This window comes from Burkholderia seminalis DSM 23518 (assembly GCF_902832885.1).
GTDB lineage: Bacteria > Pseudomonadota > Gammaproteobacteria > Burkholderiales > Burkholderiaceae > Burkholderia > Burkholderia seminalis.
In genome coordinates this window covers 1,225,792-1,238,004 of record NZ_CADFDK010000001.1, presented here as the reverse complement: position 1 = coordinate 1,238,004, position 12,213 = coordinate 1,225,792, and the positions used below count along the sequence as shown (strand labels likewise).

Genomic DNA, 12,213 nt, shown 5'->3' with positions numbered 1-12,213 from the left:
GGCTTACGCATCCGTGCGCTTGCCGGCGTCGGGGCCGTGGCGTTCGAACCAGCCGCGCACGCGGCGCGCGAGCGAGTCGAAGCCGAGGTAGATCACGGGCGTCGTAAACAGCGTCAGCACCTGCGACACGATCAGGCCGCCGGCGATCGCGATCCCGAGCGGCTGGCGCAGCTCGGAGCCGGCGCCGGAGCCGACGATCAGCGGCACCGCGCCGAGCAGCGCGGCGAGCGTCGTCATCAGGATCGGCCGGAAGCGCAGCAGGCACGCCTGGTAGATCGCCTCGCGCGGCGGCTTGCCTTCGACACGTTCGGCCTCGAGCGCGAAGTCGATCATCATGATCGCGTTCTTCTTCACGATACCGATCAGCAGCACGATGCCGATGATGCCGATGATGTCGAGGTCGTGCCCGGTGATCATCAGCGCGAGCAGCGCGCCGACGCCGGCCGACGGCAGCGTCGACAGGATCGTGATCGGGTGGATGTAGCTTTCGTACAGCACGCCGAGCACGATGTACATCGTGACGACCGCCGCGAGGATCAGGAACAGCTGGTTCGACAGCGACGCCTGGAACGCGAGCGCCGCGCCCTGGAAGCGCGTCTGGAACGACGCGGGCAGGCTGATGTCCTTCTCGGCGGCCTCGATCGCCTTGACGGCCTCGCCGAGCGACGCGCCCGGCGCGAGGTTGAACGAGATCGTCGTCGACGGGAACTGCGACAGGTGCGCGACCAGCAGCGGCGACGGCCGCTCGTGGAACGACGCGATCGACGACAGCGGCACCTGGCCGCCGCCGGCCGACGGCAGGTAGATGTCGTTCAGCGATTGCGCGTAGTGCTGCTCCTTCGGCTCCGACTCGAGAATCACACGGTACTGGTTCGACTGCGTGAAGATGGTCGACACGATGCGCTGGCCGAACGCGTCGTACAGCGCGTTGTCGACGGTCGCCGGCGTGATGCCGAAACGCGCGGCGCTCGGGCGGTCGATCTCGATGTAGACCGACTGGCCGTTGCTCTGCAGGTCGGTCGCGACATCGGCGAGCGACGGCTCCTGCTGCAGCCGCGCGACGAGCTTCGGCACCCAGGTCGCGAATTCTTCCGCGTTCGGGCTCGTCAGCATGAACTGGTACTGCGTCGGGCTGACGGTCGAATCGATCGTCAGGTCCTGCACCGACTGCATGAACAGCGAGATGCCGGTGATGTTCGCCACGCGGTGCTGCAGGTCGCGGATGATCTGCGCGGCCGTTTTGGAGCGGTCGTCGCGCGCCTTCAGGTTGATCAGCATCCGGCCGCTGTTCAGCGTGATGTTGCTGCCGTCGACGCCGATGAACGACGTGAGGCTGTCGACGTTCGGGTCCTTCAGGATCTCGGCCGCGAGCGCCTGCTGGCGTTCGGCCATCGCGCCGTACGAGATCGACTGCGGCGCCTGCGTGATCGCCTGGATCACGCCGGTGTCCTGCGCGGGGAAGAAGCCCTTCGGCACGTAGATGTAGAGCAGGGCGGTCAGCCCGAGCGTCAGCAGCGCGACGACCAGCGTCGAGCGCTGGCGGTTCAGCACCCATTCGAGCGCGACCGCGTAGCGCGCGATCACCCAGTCGATCGTGCGGTGCACGCGTGCCTCGAAGCGGTGGCTTTCCGGCGGCGGCGAATGACGCAGCAGCTTCGCGCACATCATCGGCACGAGCGTGAGCGACACGATCGCCGAGATCACGATCGTCACCGCGAGCGTGATCGCGAACTCGTGGAACAGGCGCCCGACCACGTCGCCCATGAACAGCAGCGGGATCAGCACCGCGATCAGCGACACCGTCAGCGAGATGATCGTGAAGCCGATCTGCCTCGAGCCCTTCAGCGCGGCCTCGAGCCCCGACTCGCCTTCCTCGACGTAGCGCGCGATGTTCTCGATCATCACGATCGCGTCGTCGACGACGAAGCCGGTCGCGATGGTGAGCGCCATCAGCGACAGGTTGTTCAGCGAGAAGCCGGCCATGTACATCACCGCGAGCGTGCCGATCAGCGATAACGGCACGGACAGGCTCGGGATGATCGTCGCGTAGATGTTCGCGAGGAACAGGTACATCACCAGCACGACGAGCGCGACCGCGAGCAACAGCTCGAACTGCACGTCGCGCACGGCCGCGCGGATCATCGTCGTGCGATCGGTGACGATCTCCACGTCGAGCGCGGCCGGCAGCGTCTCCTGCAGCTTCGGCAATTGCGCCTTGATCGCGTCGACCGTCTGGATCACGTTCGCGCCCGGCTGGCGCTGCACGTTCAGGATGATCGCGGGATCCGAATTCACCCACGCGCCGAGCTTGGTGTTCTCCGAGCCGGCGACGACCGTCGCGACGTCGGTCAGCATCACCGGGCGGCCGTTCTTGTACGCGACGACCGCGCTGTTGTACTGGTCGGCGCTCGTCAGCTGGTCGTTCGCGTTGATCGTGTAGGCGCGCGTCGGGCCGTCGAAGTTGCCCTTCGGGGTGTTGACGTTCAGGTTCGAGATCGTCGTGCGCAGGTCGTCGAGGTTCATCCCGTACTGCGCGAGCGCGGTCGGGTTCGCCTGGATCCGCACGGCCGGGCGGTTGCCGCCCGACAGGCTGACGAGGCCGACGCCCGCGATCTGCGAGATCTTCATCGCGAGGCGCGTGTCGGCCAGGTCCTGCACCTGCGTGAGCGGCAGCGTCTTCGACTTGACGGCGAGCGTGATCACCGGCGCATCGGCCGGGTTGACCTTCGCGTAGATCGGTGGGGCCGGGAGGTCGGACGGCAGCAGGTTGCCGGCCGCGTTGATCGCGGCCTGCACTTCCTGTTCGGCGATGTCGAGCGGCAGGTCGAGCGAGAACTGCAGCGTGATCACCGACGCACCGGCCGAGCTTTGCGACGACATCTGGTTCAGCGACGGCATCTGCCCGAACTGGCGCTCGAGCGGCGCGGTGACCGACGAGGTCATCACTTCCGGGCTCGCGCCGGGGTAGAAGGTCTGGACCTGGATCGTCGGGTAGTCGACTTCGGGCAGCGCGGCGAGCGGCAGGAACCGCAGCGCGACGAGACCGGCCAGCATGATCGCCGCCATCAGGAGGGCGGTGCCGACCGGCCGGAGAATGAAGAGGCGGGAAGGATTCATCGAGCGGCCCGCGCGTTATTGGGCCGCTGCCTGCGACGCACCGTGCTTGTGTCCGCCGTGATGGCCGGCGGCGCCCGACGCAGCCGAGGCACCCGACGCCGCGCCGGCGCCACGCGTGCCCGACGCGCCTTTCGGCTTGTCGGCCGGAATCGAGATCTTCGAGCCTTCGCGCAGTCGGTCGGAGCCGTCGGTCACCACGCGCTCGCCGAGCGCGACGCCGCTGACGATGCTCGTGCGTTCGCCGTCGACCGGGCCGATCGTGACCTTGCGCACGGTTACCGTGTTGTCGGGTTTCACGACGTAGACGAACTGGCCGATCGAACCCGTCAGCACCGCGGACGTCGGCACGATCGTCGCGTTGCGCAGCACGTCGACGAGCAGCCGCGTGTTCACGAACTGATTCGGGAACAGCATGCCTTCCTTGTTATCGAAGTTCGCGCGCAGCTTGACCGTGCCGGTGCTCGTGTCGATCTGGTTGTCGAGCGTGGCGAGCGACCCCGTCTCGAGCGGCACCGTGTTGTTGCGGTTGTAGGCGGTGACCGACAGTTTCTGGCCCGCGTTCACCTGCTTGAGGATCTGCGGCAGGTTGTCTTCCGACGTCGTGAAGATCACGCTCATCGGCTGCAGCTGCGTGATCACGACGATGCCGTTGGTGTCGCCCGGCGTCACGTAGTTGCCCGGGTCGACCTGGCGCAGGCCGACGCGGCCCGATACCGGCGCCGTGATGCGCGCATACGTGAGGTTCAGCTTCGCGGAATCGATCGCGGCCTGGTCGGTCTTCACCGCGCCTTCGTACTGCTTGACGAGCGACGCCTGCGTATCGACGGTTTGCGACGCGATCGAATCCTGCGACAGCAGCGTCTGGTAGCGCTTCAGGTCGAGGCGCGCCGTCGCGAGCAGCGCCGAGTCGCGTGCGAACGTGCCTTCGGCGTTCTCGAGCGCCACCTGGTACGGGCGCGGGTCGACCTGCGCGAGCACGTCGCCCTTCTTGACGATCTGGCCTTCCTGGAACGACACCGACTGCAGGTAGCCCGACAGTTGCGTCTTGACCGTCACGTTCGCGAGCGGCGTGACGGTGCCGAGCGCGGACAGCACGATCGGCATCTCGCCTTGCGTCGCGGTCGCGACCTGCACGGGCTGCGGAACGTTCGCCATCGCAGCGGGGCCGCCGCGGCCGCGATGGCCGCCTGCGCCGCCGCCGGCGCTTGCGCCCGCGGTTTGTGCCGCGCTGCCGGCCGCCGGCGTGCGGTTCCACGGATGCCACCACAGCAGGCCGCCGATGACGACGACCGCGAGCGTTCCGATCATCAGCGTGCGGCGCGGGCGTCGCGCGGCGGGGGACGCAGGGTCTTTCGAAGGGGGCGTGGGCTTTTGTTCGTTATCCATCGTGATCTGTCAGGAAGACGGCGCGGCGTGCCGGAAATCGGACTGCTGGGCTGCGCGTGGGCGAGCGGGTGACGGGACGGGGCGGCCCGGCTCGGTCCGGGGCCCCCGTCGACCCGCGCGGGGAAAAGAGCGGTGCGCGCCGAGAGTGCGGCGCGACGATGGGCATGATCCTACGTCCCGTCCCCGTTACAGTCCAGTCGTCTATCTTTCAACGGGTTACGGTCGTTACAGAACGCGACGGAACGGTGACGGAACGATTACACGCCGACGCGCCGGGCCGGCGCGCCGCCGATCTCGCGGGTGATTTTCGCGATGCACTCCTGCAGCGCGGGCACGACATGTTCCTGCAGCCATTCGGGCGGACACTGGTGCGACGCGCCGCCGCAATTCACCGAATAGCGCTGGCCCGACGGGCCGACGAAACCGGCCGCGACGGCATTCAGGCCTTCGCGCCATTCGCCGATTGCGATCGCGTGGCCGTCGCGCATCGCGTCGTCGAGCGCGGGGGTCAGGCGCGCCGACACGTGCGGCCAGTCGTCGCCCGCCGTGGTGCGCAGCGACTCGAGCAGCAGGCGGCGCTCGTCGTCCTCGAGCGCGGCGAGATACGCGCGGCCGACCGCCGTGCGCGCGATGTCCATCCGCGAGCCGATTTCGAGGCGCGTGACGAGCACGGCCGAGCGCGGCCGGATCACGTCGATCGCGACCATGTCGAGCCGGTCGCGCACCGCGAGGTGCACGGACAGCGACGTGCGTTCGGCCAGCTCGATCATGAACGGCCGCGAGCGCGCGCGGATGTCGAAGTTGCGCAGGAAGCCGTGGCTCAGCTCGAGCACCGACGCGGTGAGCACGAAGCGCTCGCTGTCGGGCAACTGGAACAGGAAGCCGGCGCTGACGAGCGTCGCGGTGATGCGCGAGACGGTCGGCTTCGGGATGCCGGTCAATTCGGTCAGTTCGCGGTTGCTGACGGGGGCGTCGGCAGCCGCGATGCGGCGCAGCACGGCGAGGCCGCGGGCGAGGGCGGTGATCTCGTCGGGCGACGATTCACGGTCCCGCGACGCGGGAGAGGTTACAGTTGTCGACACGAGGGATTCTCTCTAATTCCGAAACTCGATTTCAATTTTGTTGGTATTGTAGGACTATTGTCAAAGGATGCATGTTCCGCGGGCGAACCGGTCATTGGATGAAATTTTACGGGTTCACCCTTGGTTTATTAGGAAAACGCTCAAATGAGCGTTGCCAGAAAGTGCATGAACCGGTGCAAATACCGCTTGACTTGTCGGGCGGAAACGGAAAGAATGTCTCACGTTTTCGAAACATCGTTTCAAGAGTTTAACCGGCAACGATGTTTCGCGCAGTCTCTCAGGTTCTAGCACGGCCCTCGGAATGGCTAGAACTTTTTTAGCGCCACGGTCTCCGTGGCGCTTTTTTTTGCCCGTCATTTTGACTGTCCGCCCGGGCACGTCAGGCCCGTATTATCCCCCGATCGATGGAAACGCCCGTCCGAGCCCGTTCGGCGCGCGCTGGCGCACGCCATGCACACGATTCGCACGCGCAAAAAAAAGCGCGATGCCCGCACTGGGCATCGCGCACAAAACGGCGTGGAGCGCCGACGAATGAACGGTGATGAAGAAAGGGAGTCCCGGTTAGGGACGCCTGGCCAGCGAGCCCCCCTCGTGTGACCCGGTCAGGCCTTCGCGAGCTTGATGCCGGTCTGCTCGGCCGTCAGGTAGCCGACGCTGGCGCCGAAGCGGTCCTTGAAGTTCGCGCGCACGAGCGGATCGAGCGTCGGCTTGACCTTGTCGTGCAGCGGCGATTCCCAGTCGCCCGCGTGCTGGAAGTTGCTCATGATGTAGGTCCAGCCGTTGATCTCGTCGACCGCGTGCAGGCCCGTCGACTCCGCGCCGGCCGGGCACGACAGCACGCGCGAGAGCGACTTCGTGTCGACGTTGTACGCCCACAGGAAGTTGTTCACGTGCATGCCCGAGTCTTCGCCGATGAACAGCGTGCGCAGCTTTTCGGAGAACTTCAGGTTGTCCGGGTTCGCGATCTTGTCCGGGTTCGCGAGGTTGCCGAGCCCGTCGGCCGCGGCGAGATCCTCGCCGACGAGCGCGGCCGGCGCGCCCATGTCGACCGGCACCCATTCGCTGTCGATCGCGCCGCCCGTCGTGTCGCGCTGGCCGGCCTTCAGGTTCAGCGCGTAGACGGCGCCCGCGGCGATCTTCTTGTCGACCGCGACGTCGCGCGACACCGCATTGCCCTTGACCATCGACGTTTCGATCCGCGACATCGCCGTATAGACGATCTTGTCCTTCGCGTTCACGGTCGTGCCTTCGAGCTTGGTGAAGCCCATGCTGCCGCCGAGCAGCGCCGCGTAGCGGTGCGTCTCGAGGAACGCGGCCGCCTTTTCCATCCCCGGCTTCACGCGCATCCAGTTGAACTTGCCGCCGAAGTGGATCTTCGCGTAGCTCGCGTCGTTCGGGTCGGCGGTCACCAGGTCCATGATGTCCGACGCCTTCAGCGTGTTCGCGAGCGCTTCGATCTCGCTGCTCGTCGCGTGGCCGATCCTGATCCACGTGAGTGTCGCGGTGCCGGCGCCGGCCGACGACGTCTGCGTCCATTTCGCGACGTACAGCGTGCCGGCCGACAGGTCGGCCGCCTTGTCGGCGACGAACATGAACAGGCCGCCGTTGGTGGCGTCGTCACCCATCATCACGGTGCGCTGGTCCGGCATCACCTGGATCAGCTCGTGCGAGATGCGGCCGAGGCAGTAGTGCTTCTTCACGCTGCCCGTGCCGTCCGGGTTCACGGTGATCTCGGGGAGGTGGCCGTAGTGGTAGGGGTTCGCCTTCGTCTCGTCGCCGAACGTGTTCTTGCTGAACGCCTTGAACTGCGCGTCGGTGGCAGCCTTCGTCGCGTCCGGCTCGTATTCCTCGCTCGACAGGTGCGTGCCCCACGGCGACAGGCTCGCGCCGCAGGTGATCCACAGCCCGTGCGCCTTCGACGTGTCGACGTTGTGGTACTTCACGACCTTCAGCGCGCCGGTGGCCGGATCCTGGTCGAGCGAGAGCACCGCGATCGGCGACGGCAACTGGCCGTACTGCGATGCGCTCGCCTGGTCGCGCGTCGTGTATTCGAACTGCACGACCGCGAACACCGTGTTGCCCTTCACGCCGGGCACGTTCGCGTTCTTCAGCGTCAGCAGCGAGCTGCCGTCCGGGCAGTCGGAATAGAACTGGCGCTCCTTGCCGGCGACCGAGCGATCGATGATCGGCTGGTTGTTGATGTCGTAGTAGCCGCCCGCGAGCGTCGTGCCGCCCTTGCCGTCCGGCACCATGTCGCCCGTCACGAAGAACGGCCGGTACGCGAGCTTGAAATTGCGCGACGAACCGTCCGAGAACGACACCGACAGCGTCGAGCCGACCGTCGTCGTGGCCATCGCGGCCGCATTGTCGAGCGTGGGGGCGGCCATCGCCGAGAACGTCGCCGACGTATAGGCAGCGGCGACCGGGGCCGGCGTCGACGCGGGATCGTCGCCGCCGCAACCCGTCAGCAGGGCCGGCAGCGCGAGGCCGGAAAGGGGGAGCATCGGCGCGCCGGCGAGGATCTTCAGGGCCTGACGACGGGAAGCATTGGGCAACGCGGGCATGTGGAGTCCAGTTTCGGTTGTTGGAAGAATGGCCTTCGCGAAGCAGGCGGTCGGCAAGCTTCGCGAAGGCTGATTGAAAACTGGACGGAAGTGTAAGGACGCTAGATGAAAGTTTTTTGAATTGAAACCGTAATGGTGTGCCTGGTGTCCTTCGATGGATCAATCGCGCTCGGGCGTTGCCGTGATGCGATGGATCGACAGGTCGGCGCCGTCGAACTCGGCTTCGCGATCGAGGCGCAGCCCGACGGTCGCTTTCAGCGCGCCATAGACGAGCGTGCCGCCCGCGCTTGCGATCACGATGCCGCCGAGCGTGCCGACGAGCTGCGACAGGAACGACACGCCGCCGAGGCCGCCAAGCGCAGGCAGGCCGAACACGCCCGCCGCGAGGCCGCCGAGCGCGCCGCACATGCCGTGCAGCGGCCACACGCCGAGCACATCGTCGATGCGCCACTTGTTCTGCACGCAAGTGAACATCGCGACGAACAGCGCACCGGCGGCCGCGCCCGTGACGAGCGCGCCGATCGGATGCATCACGTCGGAGCCCGCGCATACGGCGACGAGGCCCGCGAGCGGCCCGTTGTACGTGAAGCCCGGGTCGTTGCGGCCGGCCATCCACGCGGCGAGCGTGCCGCCGACCATCGCCATCAGCGAGTTCACGGCGACGAGGCCGCTGATCTTGTCGAGCGTCTGCGCGCTCATCACGTTGAAGCCGAACCAGCCGACCGCGAGCACCCATGCGCCGAGCGCGAGGAACGGGATGTTCGACGGCGGGTGCGCGGCGATCCGGCCATCCTTCGCGTAGCGGCCGTGACGCGCGCCGAGCAGCAGCACGGCCGGCAGCGCGACCCAGCCGCCGAACGCATGCACGACGACCGAGCCGGCGAAATCGTGGAACGGCGCACCGAACGCGTGCGTGAGCCACGCCTGCACGCCGAAGCGCTCGTTCCACGCCATCCCTTCGAAGAACGGATAGATGAAGCCGACGATGATCAGCGTCGCGACGAGCTGCGGATTGAACTTCGCGCGCTCGGCGATGCCGCCGGACACGATCGCGGGAATGGCCGCCGCGAAGGTCAGCAGGAAGAAGAAGCGCACGAGCGCGTAGCCGCTGTGCTGCGACAGCGTGCCGATGTCGTCGAAGAACTCGACACCGTATGCGATCGTGTAGCCGATGAAGAAATACGCGAGCGTCGACACCGAGAAGTCGACCAGGATCTTCACGAGCGCGTTGACCTGGTTCTTCTTGCGGACCGTGCCGAGTTCGAGAAATGCGAAGCCCGCGTGCATCGCGAGCACCATGACGGCGCCGATCAACAGGAACAGTGTATCGACGCCGGATTTCAGACCATCCATGCCGTGGCTTCCTTGCGCAAAAAACGGGCAAGGAACGCAAATATCGAGCCAACTTGGTGAGCGGCTGCGTGGAATTGGTGCCTCGATACCGCGTGGTGCGGCATTCCGGTGAATCGTGCACGGGTGACGGAGCGGGCGACGACGATTGGTGACCGCACGATTTGCACGCGCGTGGTGCGGTGCGTGCTGAACTGGTGCGTACGGCGGGCGAGGCGATGCGATGTGGTGCGCCGTGGCGCACCGATCTGGCGCGTCAGTGACGGGCGAACAGCGTGGGCGGCCGGCGCAGCCGCCACGCGCATGCCGACCAGTAGGCGGCGACGGTCGACAGCCCGAGCGCGGCGAACGCGAGGGCCGCGAAGCCGGCGAGCGACTGGCCGTCGCCGTCGGCGCCGAGGATGCCTTCCGCGATGATCAGCGCGGCCGTCCAGAAACCGATCACGGCCTGCGTGAGCAGGCGCGCGGATGCGACGCGGCGCGGGCGCCCGGATTCGGCCAGGCGGGGCGCCGACGGCGCGCGCAGGCACAGGAACAGGGTGGCGGCGAGCAGCGTGGCCAGAACGATGAACCAGTCGACGAGAAAAGCCATAAGAAAAAAGGGACACGTACGAAGCGGATTGAGGCGTGCCCACTTTAGTGGCGTAGCGCCTGCGATTGAATCAGACGAATCCGAAACTGAAAGGCATTTTTAATGGCTGGTCGTCATTTGGCCTGTTCCACAGGCGGTATCATCGACACCGGTCCAACCACAAGGCCGTGCGACGCACGGCCGGAGATTTGCTGATGAACATGAAGACATCGCGGGCGCGTCGCGTGCCCGGGTCCGTACTGGCGGCGGTGGCCGCCGGTGCGCTGCTGTTGCTCGCGGGCTGCGAGAAGTCCGGCGCGCCGGCCACGCAAGCCGATACGGCCGCCAGCGCGGCCGCCGATGCCGCGAACAACGCGGCCAAGGCGCTCGACCAGGTCGCGAGCACCGTCAACCAGCAGATCAACGCCGCGAAGGCCGGCATCGCTTCGGCGGCGTCGGCCGTGCCGCCGCTGTCCGCGAGCGGTCTCGCGTCGGCCGCGCAGGCGCAGATCGACGCGGCCGCTTCCGCGGTCGTCGCGCATGCGGCCTCCGAAGCCGGTGCGAAGATCGCGGAAGCCGGCAAGAAGCTGCAGCAGTGGAGCCAGCAGAACGCGTCGGGCGCCAAGCCCGCGAGCGGGGAATGACGCGGGCTTGCACGATCCACGAAATGTAATTATCATGATTACATATGTCGCCGGTCGCGGTTCGGGCCGGTGTCGCCGAGTGAGTGAGGAATGAATACCAGCAGCCGGTTCGCGTTTGCCGTCCACGTGCTCGCCTTGCTGTCGATGCAGGAAGGCGTGCCGCTGTCGTCGGACATCATCGCGGGCAGCGTGAATACGAATCCGGCGCTGATTCGCCGGTTGCTGTCGATGCTGGCAGCCGCGGGGCTGACCACGTCGCAGCTCGGCGCGGGCGGCGGCGCGTTGCTGGCGCGCGAGCCCGGCGAGATCACGCTGCTCGACGTGTATCGCGCGGTCGACGACGCGCAACTGTTCGCGCTGCATCGCGAGGCACCGAATCCCGCGTGCCTCGTCGGGCGGCACATCCAGGTCGCGCTGACCGGCTATATCGGCGATGCGCAGCGCGCGATGGAGGCATCGCTCGCCACGCGCACGCTCGTCGACGTCACGGCCGACATGCTGGATCTCGAGCGGCGCACGCAACAGGCGGCAGCCGGCAGGTAGCCGGCGGCAGGCAGGGCAGGAAGCCGGATGGCGCGCAGGTGCGGGTGTCCGGTGCAACGGGGGCTTCGCCCCGTTTTTTTCGATCTTATCTGTAATTAACTGTGTTACATATTTTCTGACTGGAGAATCGTCATGACGCAACGTTCGTTGAAAATCGCGCTGTTCGGCGCCACCGGCATGATCGGCTCGCGCATCGCGGCGGAAGCCGTACGACGCGGCCACCGCGTGACCGCGCTGTCGCGCCACCCGGGCGCGGCCGGCGACGGCATCACCGCGCAGGCGGCCGACCTGTTCGACGCGGCCAGCATCGCGGCCGCGCTGCCGGGGCATGACGTGGTCGCGAGCGCGTACGGTCCGAAGCAGGACGATGCGGCGAAGGTCGTCGGGGCCGCGCAGGCGCTGGTCGCCGGCACGCGCCAGGCCGGCCTGAAGCGGCTCGTCGTGGTCGGCGGCGCCGGTTCGCTCGAAGTCGCGCCGGGCAAGCAGCTGGTCGACAGCGAAGGTTTCCCTGACGCGTACAAGGCGGTCGCGCTGGCCCATCGCGACGCGTTCGACTACCTGAAGACGGTCACCGATCTCGACTGGACCTTCCTGGCGCCGGCCGCGCTGATCGCGCCGGGCGAGCGCACGGGCACGTTCCGCACGGGCGTCGGCAAGCTGATCGTGGACGCGCAGGGCAATAGCAAGATCTCGGCGGAAGACTACGCGGTCGCGTTCGTCGACACGCTCGAGCAGGACAGCTTCGTGCGCGAGATCGCGACGGTCGCGTATTGAGCGGCGTGACGACCGGCGGCGTGTGAGCGCCGGCCGGGGCGTGGCGTACAAGCCGCGGCGCGTAACAAGGTCGGGCGATGCCATCCTCACGGGCGGCGTCGCCTGTTTCGTTTGGCGTGGCGAGCACGTGGCGGATCGGTATTTATACCGGTCGACGCGGCGAAGCCGTTTTCATACTGTTC

General features: G+C 67.0%; 9 protein-coding genes. 3 read left to right on the top strand and 6 right to left on the bottom strand.

What is annotated here, in order from left to right:
* Window positions 1–3 precede the first annotated feature (3 nt).
* The 6 genes from HWX00_RS05735 to HWX00_RS05710 all read right to left on the bottom strand — a co-directional run bounded on the left by HWX00_RS05735 (window position 4) and on the right by HWX00_RS05710 (window position 10,091).
* Window positions 4–3,117, bottom strand: coding sequence for an MdtB/MuxB family multidrug efflux RND transporter permease subunit (locus tag HWX00_RS05735; protein WP_034186563.1), 3,114 nt, complete (start codon window positions 3,115–3,117; stop codon window positions 4–6).
* A gap of 15 nt (window positions 3,118–3,132) precedes the next feature.
* Window positions 3,133–4,503: an MdtA/MuxA family multidrug efflux RND transporter periplasmic adaptor subunit gene (locus HWX00_RS05730; protein WP_034186564.1), complete on the bottom strand. Its 1,371-nt coding sequence runs from the start codon at window positions 4,501–4,503 to the stop codon at window positions 3,133–3,135.
* Window positions 4,504–4,760: 257 nt separating this feature from the next.
* On the bottom strand, window positions 4,761–5,585 hold the full coding sequence (locus tag HWX00_RS05725) for an IclR family transcriptional regulator (RefSeq protein WP_034186565.1): 825 nt from the start codon (window positions 5,583–5,585) through the stop codon (window positions 4,761–4,763).
* 602 nt (window positions 5,586–6,187) lie between these two features.
* Complete coding sequence (locus HWX00_RS05720; protein ID WP_175027839.1) at window positions 6,188–8,149, bottom strand: PhoX family protein; 1,962 nt, start codon at window positions 8,147–8,149, stop codon at window positions 6,188–6,190.
* Window positions 8,150–8,308: 159 nt separating this feature from the next.
* A complete protein-coding gene (locus HWX00_RS05715; RefSeq protein WP_034186567.1) occupies window positions 8,309–9,502 on the bottom strand; it encodes an ammonium transporter in 1,194 nt (397 codons plus the stop codon).
* 253 nt (window positions 9,503–9,755) lie between these two features.
* Complete coding sequence (locus HWX00_RS05710) at window positions 9,756–10,091, bottom strand: hypothetical protein (protein WP_069705392.1); 336 nt, start codon at window positions 10,089–10,091, stop codon at window positions 9,756–9,758.
* Between the two features lie 194 nt (window positions 10,092–10,285).
* Between HWX00_RS05710 and HWX00_RS05705 the strand changes: the two genes are divergently transcribed.
* The 3 genes from HWX00_RS05705 (at window position 10,286) to HWX00_RS05695 (ending at window position 12,031) form a co-directional block, all read left to right on the top strand.
* Window positions 10,286–10,714 carry a BCAL1086 family glycoprotein gene (locus HWX00_RS05705; protein ID WP_034186569.1) on the top strand — a complete coding sequence of 143 codons (429 nt, stop codon included), beginning with the start codon at window positions 10,286–10,288 and terminating at the stop codon, window positions 10,712–10,714.
* A 90-nt stretch (window positions 10,715–10,804) separates the two neighbouring features.
* Window positions 10,805–11,257 (top strand): Rrf2 family transcriptional regulator, encoded by a 453-nt coding sequence (locus tag HWX00_RS05700; RefSeq protein WP_034186570.1) that lies wholly within the window; start codon window positions 10,805–10,807, stop codon window positions 11,255–11,257.
* A 132-nt stretch (window positions 11,258–11,389) separates the two neighbouring features.
* Complete coding sequence (locus HWX00_RS05695; RefSeq protein WP_069705394.1) at window positions 11,390–12,031, top strand: NAD(P)-dependent oxidoreductase; 642 nt, start codon at window positions 11,390–11,392, stop codon at window positions 12,029–12,031.
* Window positions 12,032–12,213: the final 182 nt, after the last annotated feature.